The organism is Streptomyces sp. NPDC054932 (genome assembly GCF_053610205.1).
Genome location: NZ_JBSGXU010000143.1, coordinates 829 through 21,476, shown reverse-complemented (window position 1 = coordinate 21,476; position 20,648 = coordinate 829). Strand labels below are relative to the sequence as shown.

Below are 20,648 nucleotides of genomic sequence, written 5' to 3'. Positions count from 1 at the left end.
GGCCCGCACCCCTCGGGGTGCGGGCCCTTCCGCATGCCGCCACCGGTTCGTCTGCCGCTACGCGGGCTCGGACTCCCGGTCCTTGTGGTGCTGCTGCCTGAACAACGGGACCAATCGGCGCAGCAGCGAACTGCTGCGCGGGTGCTTCACGCCGAAGCGGTCCGAGAGCGTTATGTCGAGGACCTCGGCGGACGGGTAGTCCTGCGTCTCCTCGACCAGCGCGCAGAACACCTTGTACGCCGCATCGGCGAACTCGGCCTCGTCCGGGCCCTCGGGGACGTCCTCCGCGCGCGGGGACGGAATCACGACCTCCTGCTGCATCGGCCGCTCCTCGTCCGGGCCCATCGGGGGCAGCACCGGGGTCGGCTCCAGACCCTCCACGTACTGGGGGTTGTAACCGCCCTCGTACGCCGCCTGCGGCGCCAGCGGCGCGGCGAACCACGCGCTGTTGTGGGCCGCGGGCATGGCCGTCGGATCCACCGCGAAGGGCGGAGGGGCGTGCTGCGCGGCGGCGCCGGCCTGGTTCTGCGGCTGCTGGCCCCCGGGCTCCTGGGCCTGGGCCGGCTTGGCCTGCAGGTCGGTCTCCGGCCCGGCCGCCAGGGCCTGCTGCTGCCCCTGCTGCCCCTGCTGCCCCACCGGAGGCAGCACCGCCGGCTCGATCCCCGTCGCCGCCAGCGCGTCCGGGGTCGTCTGCGCGAGCGGCACACCGATCTTGGCCAGCTTCAGCGGCATCAGCGCCTCCACGGGGGCCTTGCGCCGCCACGAACGCCCGTACCGCGCCTGCAGCCGCGCCTGGTAGATCAGCCGGTCCTGCTCCATGCCGACCGCCTGCTCGTAGGAGCGCAGCTCCCACAGCTTCATCCGCCGCCACAGCTTGAAGGTGGGTATCGGCGACAGCAGCCACCGGGTGATCCGCACACCCTCCATGTGCCGGTCCGCGGTGATGTCCGCGATCCGGCCCACCGCGTGCCGGGCGGCCTCCACCGTCACCACGAACAGCATCGGGATCACGGCGTGCATCCCGACACCCAGCGGGTCCGGCCAGGAGGCCGCACCGTTGAAGGCGATCGTCGCCGCCGTCAGCAGCCACGCCGTCTGGCGCAGGAGCGGGAAGGGGATCCGGAGCCACGTCAGCAGCAGGTCCAGCGCGAGCAGGACACAGATGCCCGCGTCGATACCTATCGGGAACACCAGCGAGAAGCTGCCGAACCCCTTCTGCAGGGCGAGCGCGCGCACCGCGGAGTACGAGCCCGCGAACCCGATCCCCGCGATGACCACGGCTCCCGCGACCACGACGCCTATGAGTATCCGGTGCGTACGAGTCAGCTGCATCGCGGCCACCCGCGATCCCCTCCCCTTGTCGAGCACATACCGAGCGCGGAGTGCTGAGTACTGGGCACTTACCGCGCCTTTACCGAGCTGCGGCAGGCACAGCGTACGGGTGACTGGATGTCAGTGCCCCAGGAGGTGCCCGGGCGGCGCCCAGGAGGTTCTCCAGGAGGCCCCGCCCCGTGCACGCTCCTACTGGGGCTGCGGGGACTGCGGCTGCTCCGCCGGCGCCTTGTTCGCCGTGTCCACCGAGGTCACAGCCTCCTTGGCCGCCGCGATCGCGTCCTGGAGCAGCTTCGCGCGGTCCGGCGCGCCGGCCCCCTCGTACGCCGCACCGTTGTAGTCGAGCGTGATCACCACGTTCTGGGCGCGCGCCACGATCGTCGTGTTGGCGAAGTCGACGTCCTTCTTCACCATGTAGACCACCGACGTCGCCTGGTCGCCGACCCCGGCCGCCGGCTCCGCCTTCGGCTCCTGCGCGCCCTCGGTGGCCTTCGCCGCCTCGACCTGCTTGTTGTACTGCTCCTCGGCACGCTTGTTCGCGTCGCCGAGCGTGGCGTGCGAGTCGTAGCGGAAGTAGGAGAGCGAGAGCCAGCGGTACTGCGAGCCCTTCAGACCGTCCTCGTCCAGACCGTTCCACGAGCAGCTGGCACGGGTGGCCAGGTCGTTCGACTTCGTGGCCGTACCGTTCTTGTCCTTCGCCTCCGGTACGACCGTGTCTATCGTCGGCGTCTGGAGCGCCTTGCAGGGGTCCGGGAGCGTGGCGAAGGCCGCCTTCTCCAGGGTCTTGGAGGCCTTCGGGTTGGGCTTGGCGGCCGAGGACGAACCGGACTTCTTGTCGCCGTTCGAGCCGGACTCCTTGCCCGAGTCGGACGAACATCCGGCGACGGTGAGGATCACCGGGACGGCTGCGCAGGCGAGAACGCGGGTGAGGCGCGAGGCTGATCGGTGCATGGTTCCTTCAGTACGGTTGTCGGTTCATCTTCGGACGCGGGACCCGGGCAACGGTAGCCCGACCGGGTGGCCGCCTGCTGTGCGCGCCGTCACGCCCGGCGTGGCGCGCACCACTCACTCACTGAAACGCTCGGCCAGAGCCTGCGCCAACTGCCGTGCCCTGTCCTGGGTTTCGGTGCTCGGAGGGATCGTGCCGGGCAGTGCGGGCTGCACGCTGTACTCGATGGTGACGATGACGTTCGAGGTGCGGAACACGATGCGCACGGTGCGGGACTGCGCGGCGCTGGCCCCTGCGGGGCTGAGCTTGTCGTCCAGGAAGGCCTCGCCGCCGAGGCCCTCCAGGACGCGCGACCCGAGCTCGACCGGGGCGGACGGGCTCGCAGCGGGGGACGACGGAGCTCCCGGGACGGGCGTGCCCGCGGGCGCCCCGCCGGGTGTGCCGACGGCCGGGGCCGCGGGAGTCGGAGCCGCCGGGGTGGGCGCGGCCGGGGTGGCCGCGGCCGGGGCCGGGCTCCCGGTCGGACCGGGGAAGGGCAGGTGCGCGTCGGTGAGCAGGCGCACGTAGACCTGCTTGGCCTTGTCGTCGTCGCTGCTGGCGGTCCGGTCGTACGAGACCACGCGCTCGAAGCCGACCGACAGCAGCCGCGTCTCCTCCGGGCTCTGCCCGGTCCAGCGGCAGCCGACGCGCCGGTCGCCGTCGTACGAGGAGTCCGCGACGCCGGTGTACATCTGGTCGCGCTGCTCCGGGGTGAGGCTGTCCCCGGCCGGGAGCATGCCCTTGAGCTTCTTGCTGTCGGCGACGGCCTTGCAGGGCGCGGGCAGACTGCGGTACTTCCCCGGTTGGGCGGGCGCGGCGGAGCTCCCGCCGGCCTTCGCGTCGCTGGTGCTCCCGCCGGTGCTCCCGCCGGTGCAACCGGTCAGGCCGGCCGCCCCGGCCGCGAGCGCGGTGAGCATCGCGATGCCTGGCAGGACTCGCCGCCGTACCGCCTTGCGCTGCACGTCCACTGGCTCCCTTCGACCGGCGGGCCCCCCGACGGTCAGGAAAATGCGTTGCCGCGACTCGGGCGCGGCTGGACACAATGTCTATCGCACACGCTGGTGCCGGCGCCGGTCCCCTGTCGTATTTGGGATCAAGAGCGAGTCTTTTGCGCTTTCTGACTTTTCTGTGGTTTTCGGGGGATTGGTTCCTTATGTCGTACGTAGAGGTGCCCGGGGCGAAGGTCCCGATCAGGATGTGGACCGACCCGGCGTCGGTCGAGGACAGTGCGATGCAGCAGCTGCACAACGTCGCCACGCTCCCCTGGATCAAGGGCCTGGCCGTCATGCCGGACGTCCACTACGGCAAGGGCGCCACCGTCGGCTCGGTGATCGCCATGAAGGACGCGGTCTGCCCGGCGGCGGTGGGCGTGGACATCGGCTGCGGCATGTCGGCGGTGAAGACGTCCCTGACGGCGAACGACCTGCCGGGGGACCTGTCGGGCCTGCGGTCGAAGATCGAGCGGGCGATTCCGGTGGGCACGGGCCTGCACAAGGAGGCGGTGGACCCGTCACGCCTGTACGGCTTCTCGGTGGAGGGGTACGAGGGCCTCTGGAGCCGGTTCGACTACCTCACCGATTCGGTCAAATTCCGTCACGAGCGTGCCATGAAGCAGATCGGAACGCTCGGAAGCGGCAATCATTTCATCGAGTTCTGTCTTGATGGGTCGGGTTCGGTCTGGCTGATGCTGCACTCCGGCTCCCGCGGCATCGGCAACGAGCTCGCCGCGCACCACATCGGGGTCGCCCGCGGCCTGGCGCACAACCAGAACCTGGTCGACCGGGACCTCGCGGTCTTCCTCGCGGCCACGCCCGAAATGGCGGCGTACCGCAATGACCTCTTCTGGGCGCAGGAGTACGCCAAGTACAACCGCGCGGCGATGATGAGCCTCTTCAAGGAGGTCATCCGCAAGGAGTTCCGCAAGGCGAAGGTCTCCTTCGACCGGGAGATCAGCTGCCACCACAACTACGTGGCGGAGGAGCGGTACGACGGCATGGACCTGCTGGTCACGCGTAAGGGCGCGATCCGCGCCGGCAGCGGTGACTACGGGATCATCCCGGGCTCCATGGGCACGGGCTCGTACATCGTGAAGGGCCTCGGCAACGAGAAGTCCTTCAACTCGGCCTCGCACGGCGCGGGCCGGAAGATGAGCCGGACGGCGGCGAAGAAGCGGTTCTCGGCGCGGGACCTGGCGGAGCAGACCAAGGGCGTGGAGTGCCGCAAGGACTCGGGCGTCGTGGACGAGATCCCGGGTGCGTACAAGTCGATCGAGCAGGTCATCGACCAGCAGACCGACCTCGTGCAGGTCGTGGCCAAGCTCAAGCAGGTCATCTGTGTGAAGGGCTGAGGCCCGCGCGCGGATGTCGGGGGAGTGCGGGAGCCCGGACCGATCGTGATCGGTCCGGGCTCCCGTGCGTCGTGGGTCAGGCCTCGTCGCCGTCGAGGAGGAGGTCCACCGGGAGCTCGACGGAGACTCCGATGTGCGGGGGCAGGGGGATGGATTCGCCTCGCTTGTAGGTCCGGCGCAGGCGGTACGTGCCGTTGCGGGGGTCGCTGCAGAGGACGGCCTCGTCGTGGTGGCGGTCGGCGATGACGTACACCGGGATGTCGGCCTTCGCGTAGCTGTCGACCTTGATGCCGATGTCGTCGGACCAGTTCGACGACGTCACTTCGACGATCAGGCGGAAGACGTCGGCCGCGTAGCAGTTCTTCTGGACCTTGTGGTCGCGGAAGTCGGCCTCGACGAGCGCGAAATCCGGAATCGCGTAGTCGTCGGAGCCGGTCGGCAGCCAGAGGCCGATCCCTTGGACGTATCTCAGCCCCGCCTTCCGGGCACCGGCGTCGTAGAACTTTTCGATCAGCCAGCTCAGCGACAGTGCGTGTGACCCGTCCGCGGGTGGTGTCACGGTGAGCCTCCCCTGGAGAATCTCCACTCGGTGTCCGGGAAGCTCCTTGGAGAGACGATCGGCGGCCTCGGCGATCGTGGTCTCGTGCTGTATCACGGTCATAGCTTCCTCCCTCTGGGGGCTCACGCTTTCGGATCGTATCCGCGCCTGCCGACATTCCGTGCGCATTCACCCATACGGGCCCCGGGGATGCGGGGCGTCAACTTCCGTTTGAGGCAAGAGGGTTGACCTCGAAAGTTGGTCTAGACCAAGGTGTGCGGCATGTGGAGATCCCGCGTGCTTGTCGCCGCGTTCGCGTCGTTGTCACTCGCCCTCGGGGCCGCCGGGTCCGCCCAGGCGAAGCCGGGGCTGCCGCCCGTCGTGTCGCATGTGCCGACCCGGGAGAAGGTCGTCTTCATCACCATCGACGACGGCTGGAACCACGATCCGGCGGCGGCCCGGATCCTGCTGGAGAAGCGGGTGCCGGCCGCGCTCTTCCTGCTGCCGGGGGCGACCTCGTACGACACCGGGTACTTCACCCGGCTCGCGGAGGAAGGGCGCGTCGGCATCGAGAACCACACCGTCAACCACCCGGACCTGACGACGCTCGACGCCGCCGGCAAGGACGCCGAGGTGTGCGGGGCGGGGGAGCAGCTCCAGGCCGCCTTCGGGCGGACGCCGAAGCTGCTGCGGCCGCCGTACGGGGCGGTGAACGACGACGTGCGGCTCGCGGCCAAGGCGTGCGGGGTGAAGGCGCTGATCACCTGGACGCACGACTTCACCACCTGGGGCGAGACGCCGCCTACGCCGCGGCTGGCGGCCGGGGACATCGTGCTGCTGCACTTCACGCCGACGCTGGCGGCGGACCTCCAGCGGGCCCTGGACGCGGCGAGGGCCGCCGGGCTGAAGCCGGCGGCCCTCATGCCGCACCTGAAGAGCTCGGGCCTTGTCTAGAGCTCGCGGTGGACTTTCGTGTTCGAGGCCTGGGCGCGCGGGCGGACCACCAGGAGGTCGATGTTGACGTGGCTGGGGCGGGTCACGGCCCAGGTGATGGTGTCGGCCACGTCGTCGGCGGAGAGCGGCTCGGCGACGCCCGCGTAGACCTTCTCGGCCTTCTCGGTGTCGCCGCGGAAGCGGGTCTTCGCGAACTCCTCGGTCTTGACCATGCCCGGGGCGATCTCGATGACGCGTACGGGCTGGCCGACGATCTCCAGGCGCAGGGTCTCGGCGAGGACGCGGGCGCCGTTCTTGGCGGCGACGTAGCCGGCTCCGCCCTCGTACGTGGAGTGGCCGGCGGTGGAGGAGAGGACCACGACCGTGCCGTCGCCGGAGGCGGTGAGGGCGGGGAGCAGGGCCTGGGTGACGTTGAGCGTGCCGATGACGTTGACCTCGTACATCGTGCGCCAGTCGGCGGGGTCGCCGGTGGCCACGGGCTCGGCTCCGATGGCCCCGCCGGCGTTGTTGACGAGTACGTCGCAGCGGTCCAGGGAGGCGGCGAAGGCGTCGACGGCGGGGCGGTCGGTGACGTCGAGGGCGTACGCGGTGGCCCGGTGGCCGGCCGCGGTGATCTCGGCGGCGAGGGCCTCGATGCGGTCCTTGCGGCGGGCGGTGAGGACGACGTGGTGGCCGGCTGCGGCGAGCTGCCGGGCGGTGGCCGCGCCGATGCCGCTGCTCGCGCCGGTGACTACGGCGGTTCGGGTGGCGGCCGTGCTCATGTGCGGCTCCTCGGTCGTTCGTACGGGGGATTACCCGCCAGCATAGGCGCGGGCTCAGCGGCCGCGCGGGGCGTACATGATCACGGCCATTCCGGCGAGGCGGACGAGGGCCCCGGCGATGTCCCAGCGGTTGGGGCGGTAGCCGTCGGCGACGACGCCCCGGACGAGGGATCCGGCGACGAAGATCCCGCCGTAGGTGGCGAGGACGCGGGCGAAGTCGCCCTGGGGCTGGAGGGTGGCGACGAAGCCGTAGAGGCCGAGGGCGATCACTCCGGCGCCGATCCAGGCCCAGCCCCGGTGGGCCCGGACGCCCTGCCGGACGAGCCGGGCGCCGCCGATCTCCAGGAGTGCGGCGAGGGTGAAGAGGGCGGCGGAGCGGGCGATGAGGGCGATCGGCATGGCTCAAAGGTAGGAACGGTGTGCACGGCAGATGGGGGTGGGCGCGCCCTCGTTCGTGTGATGGTCCGACCGGCCGGGGCTGCTGGTGGCTAGCCTCCGCGCGAGGAGGTGGTGTCGGTGCGCCGTGGTGCCGTACGAAGTGTGGTGGTGGCGGGTTTGCTGGCGCTCGGTGCGGGTGTCCCCGGGTCGGCGCAGGCGTCGACGGGGGACGGGCCGGAGGCCGATGTGGCCTTCCACGGCCGGGTGGCCCTGTCGGGGGCCCGGCTGCGGATCTGGATGGTCCCTGAGAACGACGGGCCCGCCGCGCTGCCGAACGCGACGGTGCGGGTGCGGCTGTCGGCCGAGCTCGCGGACCGCCAGGAGCTGGCGGAGGGCTGCGCGCGGGCGGGCCTGCGCGAGGTGGTGTGCGAGACGGGGCCGCTGCCGCTGCACGGGCGGGGCCGGCACATCGGGCTGCTGCTGGAGCTGCGGGAGCCCGCACCGGAGGTGGTGGTGCGGGTCGACACCTGGTGGAACGGTGGTGCGACGGACCGGAACCGCACCAACAACGAGCACGTGGTGCTGGCGCTGGACACGGGCGACGCCTACGCCTTCTAGAGCGGCCGGGCAGGGCCTGATCCACCGGCCGGCAGGACCCCGCCCTTGGGCCGGGCCCGTGGGCCCCGCCCGTGGACCCCATCCGTGGGCCGGGCCCGTGGGTCAGGCCCTGCCGAACTCCACCAGGGCCTCGTCGACGATCCGCTCCAGGCGGGCGTGGTGGGCGCCCCGCCAGTACACGCGCTCGCACTCGGCGCACTGGGCGAACACGTCGTAGGAGCGGTGCGTGCCCTGCTCCAGGCGGTCGCCGACGCTCTCCTTGTCGGCCTCGCGGAGCGGGCCGTTGCAGGCGGTGCAGCGGGTCCATGGTGCGAGGTCGGGCGCGAACCGGCCCAGTACGTCGCGCAGTTGGTCGTCGGGGTTGTCGCTGTAGACGTACGCGCCGGCGAACAGTTCGCGGCGGCGCAGCAGGCCGCGGTCGCGGGAGAGCAGTACGCGCCGCTCCTCGGCGGAGCGCGTGGCGAGGGCGGGGTCGCCGATGTCCTCGTTCTCGTAGGCGGCGTCGACGCCGAGCAGGCGCAGGCGGCGGGCGAGGGTGCCGAGGTGGACGTCGAGGAGGAAGCGGAGCGGGGCGCCGGGGATCTGCTGGGGGCGCTCGACGCCGAACACCTCGACGTTCTGGCCGTCCCGGGGGACGTAGGAGACGGGTACTTCGTGGCCGTCGACGAGGAGGCGGCCGACTTCGGTGAGCGGTACGCCGGCCGATTCGACGACGTGGCCGAGGCTGGATGCGCCGTCGGTGACGGTCGGTACGCGGTCGGCGCGCCGGCTGGGCGGGGCGAAGAGGCGCAGTTCAGGGGCGAGGGTGAGTTGAATGCCGGGTCCGTTCACCCCCTCAGCATGCCATTGCCCGAGTGCCGGTCGCGGCTGAATTCATGAGGTCGCGGTGGCCCGGTCGTAGGTGTCGCGATGGGTGCTGACCTCGTCGAAGTGGTTCTCGGCCCAGAGCTTCACGGAGGACAGGAGGCAGCCGAGGCTGCTGCCGAGGTCGGTGAGCCGGTAGTCGACGCGGACGGGGACGGTGGGGGTGACGGTGCGGGTGACGAGGCCGTCGCGTTCGAGGGAGCGGAGGGTCTGGGTGAGCATCTTCTGGCTAACGCCGGGGATCTTGCGGCCGAGGTCGCTGTAGCGCATGGAGCGGTCCTCGGTCTGGCCGAGGGCGCTGACGATGAGGCCGACCCACTTGTCGCTGATGCGGGCCAGGAGCTGGCTGGTGGGGCACTCCTTGAGGAATGCGTCGTAGGCGGAACGGGCTTCCTCGCGGCGGGCCGCGGCGGTGCTGGTGGCCATGGGTGCCCCACTTCCGGGTCGGGTACGCACCTTGGAGTGCGTACTTACGAAAAGAGAGTACCTCTCCCTAGGTTAGTGCTCATCAGGAACGAGCGAACCGGCGAACGTGCGAACCGGTGACCTACGAACGGGAGAGACGAAGATGAGTGAGCAGACGATGCAGGCGGCCGTGGTGACGGAGTTCGGCGGCCCGGAGCAGGTCGTGTCGGCCGAGGTCCCGGTGCCGCACCCCGCGGCCGGTCAGGTCCGCGTCCGGGTCGTCGCCGCCGGGCTCAACCCGGTGGACGGCGCGGTGCGCGCCGGGGTCTTCGGTGGCGCCGGGCAGCGGATCGGTCTGGGCTGGGAGGTGTCCGGGGAGATCGACGAGGTGGGCGCCGAGGTGGCCGGTCTGAGCGTGGGCGACCTGGTCGTGGGGCTGCACCACGGGGCGGTGAAGCCGCTGGGCACGCACGCGCAGTACGTGGTGCTCGACGCCACCGCCGTGGCGGCCGCGCCGACCACCGTGGACGCCGTGGCCGCGGCGGGGCTCCCGCTCGCGGGCCTGACCGCCGCCCGCGCGGTGGACCTGCTGGGGCTCGCCCCCGGCTCCTCGGTCCTGATCACGGGCGCCGCGGGCGTCGTCGGCGGCCTGGCGGTGCAGCTCGCGGCCCGGGCCGGCCTGGTGGTGACGGCCCTGGCGGGTCCGCAGGACGAGGAGCTCGTACGGTCCCTGGGCGCGACCGGGTTCGTCCCGCGCGGCGCGGCTCCGGCCGGGCCCGTGGACGGGGTCCTGGACGCGGCCGTGCTGGGCGCGGACGCGCTGGCCGCGGTCCGTGACGGCGGGGTCTACGTCGGCCTGATCCCGAACCACGCCCCGGCCGCGGAGCGCGGCATCCGGGTCGAGGAGCAGGAGGTCGCGGCGGACGGGGCGCACCTGGCCCGTCTGGTGGCCCTGGTCGACGCGGGCGCGCTCGCCCTGCGGGTCGCCGACACCTTCCCGCTGGCCGAGGCCGCCAAGGCCCACGCCCGCCTCGAGGAGCCGGGGGTGCGCGGCCGCATCATCCTGACGGCGTGAGCGTGCCCTGCGGCGGCCCCACCCGGTAGCGCCAGTCGCAGCTCGGGTGGGGCACGCCGGGCGGGTACTCGAAGTCGACGTCGCCCAGGTACTCGAACCCGGCCCGCCGGCACACCGCGTTGGACGCCGGGTGGTCGGTGCCCGGGAAGGCGTGGATGCTGTCGCGGGTGCCGTGGGCGCGGACGTACGCCAGGAGCGCGGTCAGCGCCGCCACGGCCAGCCCGTGCCCCTGGAACTCGGGCAGGATGCCCCAGCCGGCCTCGTAGACCGGCTCGCCCTGCCGGTCCCGCTCCCAGAAGCCGACGGACCCGACGCTCTCGGGGAGTTCCCCGGGGCGGGTCCACACGACGCGGAACATCCGCCCGGCGGCCGGCTCCCGCGCGCTCAGGGCCTCGTAGCGCCTCTGTCGGTCGACGAGCTTCGCGGCCGGTTCGGGGCCGCCGAGGAACTCGGTCATGGCCGGCTCGTTCTTCCGCTCCAGCAGCCAGAAGTCCCCCGCGGACCAGGGTTCCAGTCGTACGTGCTTCTCCACCGGGTCACGGTACTTCGGTGCGGCCCGTCCTGCGCCGGTCAGCTCCGCTGGAAGAACTCCACCTCCGCCAGGGCGAGATGGCGCTCCGGGGCCGCGCCGGCGGGTACGTCCAGGACCAGCCGGATCGCGGTGGCGTCGCTGATGCCGGTGGGGAACGTCTGGGGGCCGGGCTTGTCGCTCAGGGAGAGCTTCCTGTGGACCTTCCGGCCGTCCCGCGTCGTCACCTCCATGTCGATCTGGAGGGCCCGCGCCTGCTTCGCGTACTCCTCGGGCGATGACGAGGCGCCGTTGGTGATGATCACGGCGACCAGGCGGAACGGCTTGGCGAAGGTGTACGTCACCGAGGCGCCGGGGCCGGGCGCGCCCCAGTAGCGGTTGCTGAGCCCGTCCGTGCTGTCGCCCACCGGATGCCCGGGCACCTCGGCGCTCGCCTCGACGCGGGTGGCGGTCACCGCCTTGGCCTTGCCGAGCTTGTCGCGGGTGTCCTCGATCAGGTGGCGTCCGGCCGGCAGCAGCAGGAAGCCGCCCGCGCACAGGGCCAGTACGACGGCCAGGACCACCAGGAAGCGCGCCAGGCGGCCCGAACCGGCGCGCGTGCGGCGGCGGAACGGCCAGACCGTCCGCCACCACGGCAGGGGAGCCGGTGCGGTGGTGGGCGTGAGCGGAGCCGCGCAGCGGCGGCAGAAGCGGCGGTCGGGCGGGTTGGGCGTGGCGCAGGCGGGGCACGGCACGCCGGCCACGTCGTCGCTCACCGCGGCGGTACGCACGACCGGGCGCGGCGCGACGGCCTTCGCGGGCCGGACGGGCTGCGGGGACGCGGGTGCCTGCGGCGCGACGGCCCGGGGCGCGACGGCCCGGGGCGCGGCGGGTGGCCGTGCCGGGGGCGCCGGGGGCGCGGGCGGTGTCTGCTCCGGCAGCGGTGTCCCCGCCGGATCGGGCTCCGGCGGGGAGGGGGGCGCTGCCGGTTCCGCGACGGCGGGCGCGGCAGGGTCGGGCCCGGGCCGCCGGTCGGCGGCCGGTTCCGCACCCGGGGGCGCGGTCGGGCCGGACTCCGGGGCGGCGGGGGCGGGCGGGGCGGACCGTCTGCGCTGCCAGGGCACCCGCCGATCCGCCCCGGCGGGTGCGGGCGGGGCGGATGCGGGAGGGGCGGATGCGGGACGGTCCGCGTCGGCCGTCGTGGGCAGGGCCGACTCCGCCGCGGGGGGCGCGGGCGGGGCCGAGCCGGTCGTGGCGGGCGCGACCGCCGACTCCGCCGCGGGGGGAACGGAGGGGGCCGACTCGGCCCTGGCGGGCGCGGCCGCGGAGCCCGCCGCGGGGGGCGCGGGCGGGGCCGACTCGGTCGTGGCGGGCGCGGGTCGGGCCCGGTCGGGGGCTTCGGTCCCTGCGGCCGCCGAGCCGCGCGCGGGGGCGGAGCCCGACCAGCCCAGGTAGGCGCCGCAGTTGCGGCAGAAGTCGTCCGTCGCGCCGTTGGACGACCCGCACACGGGACACGCACGCACCGCCGTCACCTCCCTTCGCCCGCGGGCGGACCGGACAGGACCTCGACCCGGCAGACCGTGTGGACCGGGCACAGGGTGCGCACGAGCGCGCGGACCCGGTCCGCGTCCACCGTCGCCTCGCGGTGCGGCCACACCCGGACCAGGACCTCGCCGTCCGGGGCGGCGGGCGGCTCGGCGCCGGCCGTACGGGACCAGGTGGCCCCGCCGTCCCCGCTGACCTCGGCGGACACGCCCAGGATCAGGCGAAGGGCTTCGGTCAGGCCGCGCCGGGTGCCACGCCGGCGGTGCAGTTCCACCGCTCGCGCCACCGCCTCGCGCCGTAGCCCGGTGGGCCACCGGAGGTCGTCGGTGCCGCCCACCCAGGAGGCCAGCCAGGTCAGGAAGTCGGCCGGGGCCAGCCGGGGGTCGAAGTAGGAGGGCAGGTTGTCGAGGGTCGTGAACACCGGGGCGAGTACGGTGTCCAGCCCCGCGGTGAACCGCTGGGCGAAGTCGTCGTCGGCGTACAGCGCGGGCAGCTGCTCGCCGATCGGGTGCCTGCTGGGCAGGCCGGGGACGGCGGCCCGGCTCATCCGTGCACCTCCGTCTCCGGCTCCGTCACGACCACCTGGTGCTGGTAGGAGAAGACCAGCGCGCCCGCTCCGATGTCGATCCGGTCGACAGGGGCGCCGCGCCGCCCGGTGATCGGGTCGGCGGCGAACATCCGGATCTCCTCCACCAGGACGTCTCCGACGGCGCGTTGCAGCACGCCGAACACCTCTCCGTACTGGACGGGCCGGCCGAACGGCCAGCCGGTGCCGTCGGGCCCGCCGTGCAGGGGGTTGAGGTGGCGGAACAGCGCGCCGAGCGCCGCCTCGCGCACCCGGTCTGCGTCCGCGGCGGGTGCCGACAGCCGGGCGACCACGGTGACGCCCTGGTAGACGGGGGGTTCCACGACGAGGCGGGTGCCGATCAGGCGCCGTTCGTCGAGGGTGGTGGTGATTGCTTCGAGCACCTGGTCGGAGGGGATCAGCTGCTCGAAGCGGAGCCGGTCGTCGCCTTCGTCGGCCACCGCGTCCGGCACCACCAGGACGCGCACCGCGCCAGGACCTCCCCCGCCGTCTCGGTCGGGCAGGCAGCGGACGCGGCGCACCGAGGGCGCCGCCCGGCGGGCGATGATCTCGTAGTCCTCGGCGGTCACCGCGCGCTCCTGCATGCGCAGCGTCTCCGGTGCCCGCAGCTTGGCGTTGTCGACGGTCTCCCCGGCGACACCGCCGAGCGCGGCCTCCCGGTTGGTGACCCGGGCGATGTACGGGACGGAGCTGCGCAGGACGGAGATCGCGCCGCGCGAGACGTTGCCCGCCGGGCCGCCCCCGGTGCGGTAGCGGGCCACGCGGACCTGGGAGCCCTTGGGCGGTACGGCGCCGCAGGCGCGCAGGGTGCCGTCGGCCTCGCGCAGCACCGGCGGGAAGGTGAACTCGCCGGTGGTGGCGTTCACGCGGACGTGCCGGTCGTCGGGACCCGAGCGGCCGAAGTGTTCCACCACCTCCCAGCGCTGCCATCCTTCGGGGGAGGACACCTCCACGGCCGGCGGTTCCCCGTCGAGCAGCACGGGCGGGCGGCCGAGCCGGAAGGTCTGCCCCGCCACCCCCTCCGACGCGCCGAGCGGTACGTCGGTCACCCGCTCGGCGTGCTCCACGGCCATGGTGCCGCCGACGGTGAAGACGGCGGCCTCGCGCACGGTCGGGGACTCCGAGTAGAAGGGCTGGCCGGGCTCCGGTTCGGTGACCCGGCAGCGCAGCCAGCCCGCACGGGTGCCGCTCAGCAGGGACGCGGTGTGCCCGGCCGGTACGTACACGATGACCTCACCGGGCCGGTTGAGGCCGCCGGTGCTGTCGGAGTCGGTCTCGCAGCGCTGCCAGCGGCCGCCGTCCCACGCCTCCCACACCAGCGGGGGCTGACGCGGGTCGACGCCGACGCCCTCGACGCGGCTGTCGAGACGGACCGCGACCACGCAGCGCGGCACCGCCGTCGGCAGGCCGAACAACAGGGCGTCGCCGGGCTCGGGCGTCGCCCCGAAGCACGGTATGTCGCGGCCCTCGGCGAGCGCACCGGTCCGGTCGGTCATGTCACCGGTGCGGGGAGCGGTGACCAGGCGCATCAACTCGCTGGGCACGATGCGCAGATCGCCCGTCGTCGCGAAGACGACGGCCTCCTCGGTCTCGCCGGAGGCGGTGGTCACCTCGGTGCCCGCGGGCAGCGTCACCGTCTCGGGCTGTGGGGCCGACAGCCAGAAGTCGACGTCGGCGGCGGCGGCCGACGGCGGGTACAGCTGGATGTCCAACAGGTCCAGGAACGCCAGGTAGTTCTTCTCCGGGACGCGGTTGAGCCGGTACAGCAGCTGGTCCACGAGGTAGGCGAACGTCTCGATCAGGGTGACGCCCGGGTCGGAGACGTTGTGGTCGGTCCACTCGGGCGCGCGCTGCTGCACGTACCGCTTCGCCTCGTCGACGAGCTGCTGGAACCGGCGGTCGTCCAGGTTGGGGGAGGGCAGGGCCATCAGTCCGCGACCATTTCCTCGGCCCCCTCCTCGGAGGGGATCGTGTAGAAGGGGAAGACCAGGTTGCGCCGGTCGTTGGTGGTGCGCACCGTGTAGTGCACATCGATGTAGAGGGTGCCCGCCTCGACGGCGTCGAAGGCCACGACGACCTCGTCCACCGCGATCCTGGGCTCCCAGCGCTCCAGGGCTTCGCGCACCTGCTGGGCGACCCGCCCGGCGGTGTCGCCGTCGCCGGGGGCGAAGACGTACTCGTGGATGCCGCAGCCGAATTCGGGCCGCATCGGCCGCTCGCCCGGAGCGGTGCCCAGGACCAGTCGGATGGCCTCTTCGAGCTCCCGTTCCCGCTCGACCATGGCGATCCCGCCGGTCGGCCCGACCCGCAGGGGGAAGGCCCAGCCCCGCCCGATGAACCGTTCGCTCATCACACACCACCGATCAGGACGTTCATGGCGCCGGTCAGGACCATCGCGCCGCACGCGGTCTGGTCGCGCGCCCGTGCGGCGGGCAGCCCGCCGATGAGCACCGTGCCCGTGGCGAGGGCGGCCGGGTTCGGCATGATCACGTTGGCCGGTCCCAGGGCCGCGTGCGGCGGGACCACGCAGACGTGCAGGCTGCCCACGACGGCGGCCGGCGCGCCGCCGATCAGCACCGTCGCCACGGCCGGGGCGGCCCCGGGCGGCGGCGTGGCGAGCCGGCCACCGTGGTTGGTGGGGTCGCCGGTACGGGCAGCGGCTGGCATCGGAATCTCCTCGGGGAAGCGGGTCGTGGACCGGGCGGGCGGGGGCGGGGTTCAGTTGATCCGGATGAGCCGGGCCTTGAGGACGGCGAGCAGGCCGCCGTTGACGGTGACGTCCGCAGTTCCGTTCACCTTCACGGTCCGGCCGCCGATGCTGACCCCGGCCGTGCCGTCGATGTCGACCTGACGGCCGGACACCTTCACGGTGCCCTTGCCGGCGTCCAGCGTGATGCCGGCCTTGTCCAGGACGACGGAGGTCAGCGGTCGCTTGGGCCCCGCGTACACGGTGAGCTCGATGCGGTCCCGGCGGTCGTCCATGCGTACCTCCAGCCGCTCGTCCCCGGTCACCAGCCGCAGCCCGGAGGGCCCGGGCGCCGGCGCGTCCAGCAGTTCCACGCGGTGGCCCGAACGCGACACCACCGAGCGGCGGTTGACCTTCCCGCTGGTCTTGTCGATCAGCGGCACGTCGTGCGGCGAGGGCTGGTCGACGCCGTTGTAGAGCCCGCCGATGACGTACGGGCTGTCGAGCAGTCCCTGTTCGAACCCGACGAGCACCTCGTCGTTGACCTCGGGGCTCACCACACCGCCGCCGCCCTTGCCGCCCCACTGGACGGTGCGCACCCAGTCGGTGACGTACGTGTCGTCCAGCCAGGGGAACTTCAGCCGGACCGCGCCGCGTTGGGAGCCATTCGGCTCGCGCACGTCCGTCACCACGCCGATCGCGAGCCCCGGGATGCGCGGGCCGCGCCCCGGCGCGTTGGCGCCGGTCACCAGGCCGGCCAGGGAGCGGTCCGGGCTGGAGCTGACCCACACGGTGGTGCGGTAGCCGCCGTGCGGCTCCAGGACGTGCTGCACGGCCGTCGCCGTGTACCGGCCGGAGAACGCCTGCCCGACGTTGCCGAGGGCCACCGCCTTGCCCGCCCGCAGCAGCGGGTTGCCCTCGGCCACCGCCTCCAGCTCGCCGAAACCGGAGCTGATCCGGTCAGCCGCCGCCTTCGCGACCGCAGTGGTCTCGGCCTGCGTGCGGTACGGGGTGTCGGTGACGGCCACCGACGCCTTGCCGAAGCGTGCGGCGAGCGCGGGGCTGAGGCCCGGCACCACCGTGTCGCTGACCACCGACGGCTGCTGGGCGACCAGCGGCCGCTTGGTGGTGACGTCCCAGCCGCGCACCTGCACGGTCGAGGAGCCGTCGGCGGCGGACAGCGCGGCCCGCAGGGCAAGGAGGTTCCGTCCGTACTCCAGCACCATCGGACTGCGCACGGCCGACGTCGACGGGGCGGGCGCCCCGGAGGCCTTCACGGGCTTGGTGAACTGCAGCAGCCCCTGGTCGTCGACGCGCACCTGCGCGCCGCTCTCGCCCGCCAGGAACTGCAGGAAGTCCCAGTCGGAGACGTTCGCCTGGGACAGCTGCTTGTACGTCACCGGGGCGGCCTCCACCTTCCCGACGGCCAGGCCCGCCCCGGCGGCCACCTTGCGGACGATGGCGGCGGCCGTCATGTTCCGGTACGCCACGACCTTGCGGCCGCGCTGGAGGCGGTGCGCCTTGGAGTAGGCGCGGACGACGGTGAACGAGCCGGTGCGGTCCCGGTCGATCTCCAGGGCCGTGACCTCGCCGTTGAACAGCCGCTCCCGCGCCTGCCCCTTCACCGTCGTCACCGACACCCGCAGCGGGGTGCCGATGGTGATGCCGGTGGCGCGCAGGAACTCGTGGTCGGGGTCGCGGTAGGTGAGCACCGCCGTGTCCGGCAGGCCCACGTTCTCGTCCACCACGCAGCTCACCAGCTGCGCCGCCCAGATCTGCGGCAGTTCGCCGGGCGTCTCCACGATGGGGTCGGCCGCGAACGACCGCCCCCCGGACTCGGATCCGCTCACCGCTGCTCCTCCTCGTGGTGCCGGTCCTGCATGCCCGGCACCACGATCTCGGTGCCGGGCACGAGTGCCATCGGGTCGTCCAGGCCGTTGGCCTCCGCGATGATCCGCCAGGCCGTCGCGTCGCCGTACTCGCGCCAGGCGAGCATCGCCAGGCTGTCGCCCGCCACCACGATGTGCGTGCTGCGGGCGGTGCGTGAGCCGGAGGTCGGGTTCTGGCCCGGCGGGTCGACGCTCGCCTCCTCGATGGACAGCGAGCAGGTGGCCCGCAGCGGCTTGCCGTCCACGTCGAAGAGCGTGTACGACACCGACAGGTTCGACAGGACCCCGTCGAAGGACGTCGTCCGCGCGCTGCCCCACTCGAAGCGCACCCAGGGGCTCGCCGGCTTCTTGCGGCCGAGGCTGGCCGGGGTCGGCACGCACGCCTTCATCAGCTTCTCCACCGCCTGCTCCACCGAGTTGTCGTGGGTGGCCGTGGCGTCGAGGAACACCTCCAGGCTCAGGGTGCGGGGACCGCTGCCCACGAACTCGGGCAGCGCCGACTGCCCGGCCATCCGGGAGGGGGAGCGCCGCCACTCCGTGGTCTTGCCCAGCTGCAGCGTCGACGGGTTGAACTGGAGGTCGAGCTTCGCGAGGACCCCGCCCGGCTTGGCCCCGACCGAGACCGGGGGCTCCTTGAGGGTGAGCTGGGCCCTGGCGCGGCTGGCGCGTGCCGATGAGGCCATGGCGTGGACTCCCTTCCGGAGCGGGGGCGGCGAAGCGGACGGACACGAAGACGGATACGGGCGGGGGCGGGGGCGGTGGGGGCGGTCAGGAGGGCAGCAGTCCCTGGTGGGCGATCTCCAACGTCTCCACCGCCGCCGCGGAGTTGGCGGGGTCGAAGGACGGCCCCTGCCACCGGACCGGGACGATCCCGAACACCTGCCAGCTGATGATCCGGCTCAGGTCGGGCCGCAGGGCCACGATCTCCCCGTCCTTGGGCTCGACCCGGCGCAGCGTCTCGTCCAGCCAGCGGCCGATCTTCGCCGTGTCGGCGGTGACGGGCCGGGTGAGGGTGATGTTCGACCAGGTCACACGGCCCGGAAGCTGCCAGGTGAAGCCGTTGTTGCCGCCCTCGGCGTAGCTCTCCATCTCGACCTCGGCGCCCATGCCGGAGCAGGTGTGGAAGGCGCCCAGGTCGTTGCCGCCGATCGCCAGCCGGAAGAACACGCTGGTCGCGAAGATGTTGTCCGTCATCGGTCCGTCGTCCGTTTCTCGTTCGTACGCGTTCTCAGCGGCGGCCGTCGAAGGGCCGGCCGGCCCGTTCCCGGCCTCGCCGCAACTCGGTGCGCAGCAGACGGGCGACCGGGTCCAGCAGGCGGCGTGCGAGGTCGTCCAGATCGGAGTCGGGGACCTGCGGCGCCGCGTGCCGGTCGGCGGGGGCGGGCTTGGCGGGCCCCGGCCCCGCGCCCCCGGCCGGGGCGCGCTGCACCGAGGGCGGGCCCGCCGGACGGGGGACGCCCTGCGCCGGTACCGCGGTGGCGTCGGGGGCCGCCGTCCTGGGACGCACGACGGGTACGGGCTGCGCCGACGCCGGTGCCGGGGACGGCTGGACCACGAGCGGCGGTGCGTGCGTGCCGGTCACGGGCAGGGGGGCGGCCGCGGCGCGGGCGGGCGCCTTCGCGGGTGCGGGGCGCACGGTACGTACGGCACGCACCGCGTGCGGGGTCGTCCCGCGCGGCGCGTCCACCGCGGCCCGCTGGACCTGCTGCGGTGCGGCGGGCGTGGCGGGCGGGGCGGGCCAGCGGGCGGCGACCACGGGACGGCTCACCGGGCGGGGAGCGGGGGCGGCCGCGCTGCCCATGTCACGGGTGCCGAGGGGCAGGGGCCGGGCCGCCAGGAGCTGGAGGGTGCGGTGCGGGGCCGCCGCACGACGGTCGGCGACCGAGAGGGCGACGACAGGGGGAACCGGGTGGGCGGCCCCGGGGGGTGCGCCGGGGCCGCCGGTCCGGGGGGTGCCGGGGGCGGCGGTACGGCGCGGTACGCCGCCTGCTCCCAGCACGGGTGCGTGGCTCGTCGGCGCCGACGGCGCCCCGGGCGCGGGTGCGCGCTGCACGTCGGCGGGGGAGACGGGCCGGGCCGCGCTCGGCGGCAGCGCGGGCAGCGGTGCCCCCAAGCCGGTGCGGACACGCGGCGCGGGCCGTCCCGGGCCCGACCCGCGGTCGGCCGAGGGCTCGGCCTGGCGTTGCAGGACGGGCATCGCCGGGGCGGTCGCGGGAGCCGTTGCGGGGCGGCCCGACGGCACGGCGGTGGCGGGCAGCTCGGTGAGCGGCGCCCCGAGCGGTGCGCGGGTCCTCGCACGCTGGACGGGCGCCGGGTCGCCTGCGGCGGGCTTCCCTCGGGCGCCGGGGGTGGCTGCACCGGAGGGTGAGGGTTCGGCGCGGCGCTGGACCACGGGTGCCACGGGTGTCACGGGTGCCACGGGTGCGGGTGCGGGAGCGGCTGCGGCGGCCTCGGCCGACGGCTCGGTCTGGCGTTGTACGACGGGCATCGCCGGGGCGGGTGCGGTGGCGGTCGCGGAGTGGTCCGACGGTGTGGCCGTGGGCGGCAGTTGGGCGGGAGGCGCGCCGAGCGGTGGACGGCTTTCCGTGCGCTGTACGGGTGCCGGGTCGCCTGCGGCGGGCTTCCCTCGGGCGCCGGGGTTGGCTGCACCGGAGGGTGAGGGTTCGGTGCGGCGCTGGACTACGGGTGCCACGGGTGTCACGGGTGCCACGGGTGCGGGAGTCGCTGCGGCGGCCTCGGCCGACGGCTCGGTCTGGCGTTGTACGACGGGCATCGCCGGGGCGGGTGCGGGGCGGTCGGACGGTGGGGCCGTGGGCGGCAGTTGGGCGGGAGGTGTGCCGAGCGGTGGGCGGCTTTCCGTGCGCTGTACGGGTGCCGGGGCGCCTGCGGCGGGCTTCTCTCCGCCGTCGGGGGTGGTTGCACGGGAGGGTGAGGGCTCGGTGCGGCGCTGGACCACGGGTGCCACGGGTGCGGGAGTCGCTGCGGCGGCCTCGGCCGACGGCTCGGTCTGGCGCTGTACGACGGGCATCGCCGGGGCGGGTGCGGTGGCGGGCGCGGAGTGCTCGGACGGCGTGCTCGTGGGCGGCAGTTGGGCGGGAGGTGTGCCGAGCGGTGGGCGGCTTTCCGTGCGCTGTACGGGTGCCGGGGCGCCTGCGGCGGGCTTCTCTCCGCCGT

The 20,648-nt window shown here is 73.7% G+C and carries 21 protein-coding genes and 1 pseudogene; 4 read left to right on the top strand and 18 right to left on the bottom strand.

Going from position 1 to position 20,648, the window contains the following annotated elements:
• Positions 1-57: 57 nt before the first annotated feature.
• The 3 genes from ACWGE1_RS29790 to ACWGE1_RS29780 form a co-directional block, all read right to left on the bottom strand.
• Positions 58-1,332 (bottom strand): DUF2637 domain-containing protein, encoded by a 1,275-nt coding sequence (locus ACWGE1_RS29790; protein ID WP_453423557.1) that lies wholly within the window; start codon positions 1,330-1,332, stop codon positions 58-60.
• 189 nt (positions 1,333-1,521) lie between these two features.
• The gene (locus ACWGE1_RS29785) at positions 1,522-2,283 is read right to left on the bottom strand and encodes a DUF3558 domain-containing protein (RefSeq protein WP_453423556.1); all 762 of its coding nucleotides are present in this window, start codon (positions 2,281-2,283) and stop codon (positions 1,522-1,524) included.
• Between the two features lie 114 nt (positions 2,284-2,397).
• Positions 2,398-3,282: a DUF3558 domain-containing protein gene (locus ACWGE1_RS29780; RefSeq protein ID WP_453423555.1), complete on the bottom strand. Its 885-nt coding sequence runs from the start codon at positions 3,280-3,282 to the stop codon at positions 2,398-2,400.
• Between the two features lie 191 nt (positions 3,283-3,473).
• Here ACWGE1_RS29780 and ACWGE1_RS29775 point away from each other — a divergent pair, with 191 nt between their 5' ends.
• Positions 3,474-4,667: an RtcB family protein gene (locus tag ACWGE1_RS29775; RefSeq protein ID WP_453423554.1), complete on the top strand. Its 1,194-nt coding sequence runs from the start codon at positions 3,474-3,476 to the stop codon at positions 4,665-4,667.
• Between the two features lie 76 nt (positions 4,668-4,743).
• On the opposite strand, the gene ACWGE1_RS29770 is transcribed toward ACWGE1_RS29775, so the two are convergent.
• The gene (locus ACWGE1_RS29770) at positions 4,744-5,328 is read right to left on the bottom strand and encodes a Uma2 family endonuclease (protein WP_453423553.1); all 585 of its coding nucleotides are present in this window, start codon (positions 5,326-5,328) and stop codon (positions 4,744-4,746) included.
• A 159-nt stretch (positions 5,329-5,487) separates the two neighbouring features.
• Between ACWGE1_RS29770 and ACWGE1_RS29765 the strand changes: the two genes are divergently transcribed.
• The gene (locus ACWGE1_RS29765; RefSeq protein WP_453423552.1) at positions 5,488-6,159 is read left to right on the top strand and encodes a polysaccharide deacetylase family protein; all 672 of its coding nucleotides are present in this window, start codon (positions 5,488-5,490) and stop codon (positions 6,157-6,159) included.
• Here the strand turns inward: ACWGE1_RS29765 and ACWGE1_RS29760 are convergent.
• Positions 6,156-6,920 carry an SDR family NAD(P)-dependent oxidoreductase gene (locus tag ACWGE1_RS29760; RefSeq protein WP_453423551.1) on the bottom strand — a complete coding sequence of 255 codons (765 nt, stop codon included), beginning with the start codon at positions 6,918-6,920 and terminating at the stop codon, positions 6,156-6,158. The two genes, ACWGE1_RS29765 and ACWGE1_RS29760, sit on opposite strands and share 4 nt — an antisense overlap.
• Before the next feature lie 54 nt (positions 6,921-6,974).
• Positions 6,975-7,319: a YnfA family protein gene (locus tag ACWGE1_RS29755; RefSeq protein WP_453423550.1), complete on the bottom strand. Its 345-nt coding sequence runs from the start codon at positions 7,317-7,319 to the stop codon at positions 6,975-6,977.
• A gap of 117 nt (positions 7,320-7,436) precedes the next feature.
• Here ACWGE1_RS29755 and ACWGE1_RS29750 point away from each other — a divergent pair, with 117 nt between their 5' ends.
• Positions 7,437-7,916 (top strand): hypothetical protein, encoded by a 480-nt coding sequence (locus ACWGE1_RS29750; protein WP_453423549.1) that lies wholly within the window; start codon positions 7,437-7,439, stop codon positions 7,914-7,916.
• 102 nt (positions 7,917-8,018) lie between these two features.
• On the opposite strand, the gene ACWGE1_RS29745 is transcribed toward ACWGE1_RS29750, so the two are convergent.
• Positions 8,019-8,747, bottom strand: coding sequence for a Mut7-C RNAse domain-containing protein (locus tag ACWGE1_RS29745; RefSeq protein ID WP_453423548.1), 729 nt, complete (start codon positions 8,745-8,747; stop codon positions 8,019-8,021).
• A 42-nt stretch (positions 8,748-8,789) separates the two neighbouring features.
• A complete protein-coding gene (locus ACWGE1_RS29740) occupies positions 8,790-9,206 on the bottom strand; it encodes a winged helix-turn-helix transcriptional regulator (RefSeq protein ID WP_453423547.1) in 417 nt (138 codons plus the stop codon).
• A gap of 157 nt (positions 9,207-9,363) precedes the next feature.
• On the opposite strand from ACWGE1_RS29740, the gene ACWGE1_RS29735 reads away from it, so the two are divergent.
• Entirely contained in the window at positions 9,364-10,260 is an 897-nt protein-coding gene (locus ACWGE1_RS29735; protein WP_453423558.1) for an NADP-dependent oxidoreductase, read from the top strand.
• On the opposite strand, the gene ACWGE1_RS29730 is transcribed toward ACWGE1_RS29735, so the two are convergent.
• The 10 genes and pseudogenes from ACWGE1_RS29730 to ACWGE1_RS29685 all read right to left on the bottom strand — a co-directional run.
• Positions 10,244-10,792 (bottom strand): GNAT family N-acetyltransferase, encoded by a 549-nt coding sequence (locus ACWGE1_RS29730; protein WP_453423546.1) that lies wholly within the window; start codon positions 10,790-10,792, stop codon positions 10,244-10,246. The genes ACWGE1_RS29735 and ACWGE1_RS29730 overlap by 17 nt on opposite strands.
• Positions 10,793-10,830: 38 nt before the next feature.
• Positions 10,831-12,291 (bottom strand): NADase-type glycan-binding domain-containing protein, encoded by a 1,461-nt coding sequence (locus ACWGE1_RS29725; RefSeq protein ID WP_453423545.1) that lies wholly within the window; start codon positions 12,289-12,291, stop codon positions 10,831-10,833.
• 5 nt (positions 12,292-12,296) lie between these two features.
• Positions 12,297-12,860: a phage tail protein gene (locus ACWGE1_RS29720; RefSeq protein ID WP_453423544.1), complete on the bottom strand. Its 564-nt coding sequence runs from the start codon at positions 12,858-12,860 to the stop codon at positions 12,297-12,299.
• Positions 12,857-14,827 (bottom strand): putative baseplate assembly protein, encoded by a 1,971-nt coding sequence (locus tag ACWGE1_RS29715; protein WP_453423543.1) that lies wholly within the window; start codon positions 14,825-14,827, stop codon positions 12,857-12,859. Before ACWGE1_RS29715 ends, ACWGE1_RS29720 begins: the two co-directional genes overlap by 4 nt.
• Entirely contained in the window at positions 14,827-15,249 is a 423-nt protein-coding gene (locus tag ACWGE1_RS29710; protein ID WP_190184825.1) for a GPW/gp25 family protein, read from the bottom strand. The genes ACWGE1_RS29715 and ACWGE1_RS29710 overlap by 1 nt, the downstream gene beginning before the upstream one ends.
• Complete coding sequence (locus ACWGE1_RS29705; RefSeq protein WP_453423542.1) at positions 15,249-15,566, bottom strand: PAAR domain-containing protein; 318 nt, start codon at positions 15,564-15,566, stop codon at positions 15,249-15,251. The genes ACWGE1_RS29710 and ACWGE1_RS29705 overlap by 1 nt, the downstream gene beginning before the upstream one ends.
• Positions 15,567-15,617: 51 nt before the next feature.
• Entirely contained in the window at positions 15,618-17,435 is a 1,818-nt protein-coding gene (locus tag ACWGE1_RS29700) for a VgrG-related protein (RefSeq protein ID WP_453423541.1), read from the bottom strand.
• A complete protein-coding gene (locus tag ACWGE1_RS29695) occupies positions 17,432-18,157 on the bottom strand; it encodes a CIS tube protein (protein WP_453423540.1) in 726 nt (241 codons plus the stop codon). The genes ACWGE1_RS29700 and ACWGE1_RS29695 overlap by 4 nt, the downstream gene beginning before the upstream one ends.
• An 85-nt stretch (positions 18,158-18,242) precedes the next feature.
• Positions 18,243-18,668, bottom strand: coding sequence for a phage tail protein (locus tag ACWGE1_RS29690; RefSeq protein WP_030710062.1), 426 nt, complete (start codon positions 18,666-18,668; stop codon positions 18,243-18,245).
• Between the two features lie 34 nt (positions 18,669-18,702).
• Positions 18,703-20,648: pseudogene (locus ACWGE1_RS29685) on the bottom strand (hypothetical protein); the annotation flags it as partial.

Coding starts and splice junctions, on each gene's coding strand:
- ACWGE1_RS29790 (WP_453423557.1), bottom strand. CDS start 1,332: ATGCAGCTGACTCGTACGCACCGGATACTCATAGGCGTCGTGGTCGCG.
- ACWGE1_RS29785 (WP_453423556.1), bottom strand. CDS start 2,283: ATGCACCGATCAGCCTCGCGCCTCACCCGCGTTCTCGCCTGCGCAGCC.
- ACWGE1_RS29775 (WP_453423554.1), top strand. CDS start 3,474: ATGTCGTACGTAGAGGTGCCCGGGGCGAAGGTCCCGATCAGGATGTGG.
- ACWGE1_RS29770 (WP_453423553.1), bottom strand. CDS start 5,328: ATGACCGTGATACAGCACGAGACCACGATCGCCGAGGCCGCCGATCGT.
- ACWGE1_RS29765 (WP_453423552.1), top strand. CDS start 5,488: ATGTGGAGATCCCGCGTGCTTGTCGCCGCGTTCGCGTCGTTGTCACTC.
- ACWGE1_RS29760 (WP_453423551.1), bottom strand. CDS start 6,920: ATGAGCACGGCCGCCACCCGAACCGCCGTAGTCACCGGCGCGAGCAGC.
- ACWGE1_RS29755 (WP_453423550.1), bottom strand. CDS start 7,319: ATGCCGATCGCCCTCATCGCCCGCTCCGCCGCCCTCTTCACCCTCGCC.
- ACWGE1_RS29740 (WP_453423547.1), bottom strand. CDS start 9,206: ATGGCCACCAGCACCGCCGCGGCCCGCCGCGAGGAAGCCCGTTCCGCC.
- ACWGE1_RS29735 (WP_453423558.1), top strand. CDS start 9,364: ATGCAGGCGGCCGTGGTGACGGAGTTCGGCGGCCCGGAGCAGGTCGTG.
- ACWGE1_RS29720 (WP_453423544.1), bottom strand. CDS start 12,860: ATGAGCCGGGCCGCCGTCCCCGGCCTGCCCAGCAGGCACCCGATCGGC.
- ACWGE1_RS29715 (WP_453423543.1), bottom strand. CDS start 14,827: ATGGCCCTGCCCTCCCCCAACCTGGACGACCGCCGGTTCCAGCAGCTC.
- ACWGE1_RS29710 (WP_190184825.1), bottom strand. CDS start 15,249: ATGAGCGAACGGTTCATCGGGCGGGGCTGGGCCTTCCCCCTGCGGGTC.
- ACWGE1_RS29705 (WP_453423542.1), bottom strand. CDS start 15,566: ATGCCAGCCGCTGCCCGTACCGGCGACCCCACCAACCACGGTGGCCGG.
- ACWGE1_RS29695 (WP_453423540.1), bottom strand. CDS start 18,157: ATGGCCTCATCGGCACGCGCCAGCCGCGCCAGGGCCCAGCTCACCCTC.
- ACWGE1_RS29690 (WP_030710062.1), bottom strand. CDS start 18,668: ATGACGGACAACATCTTCGCGACCAGCGTGTTCTTCCGGCTGGCGATC.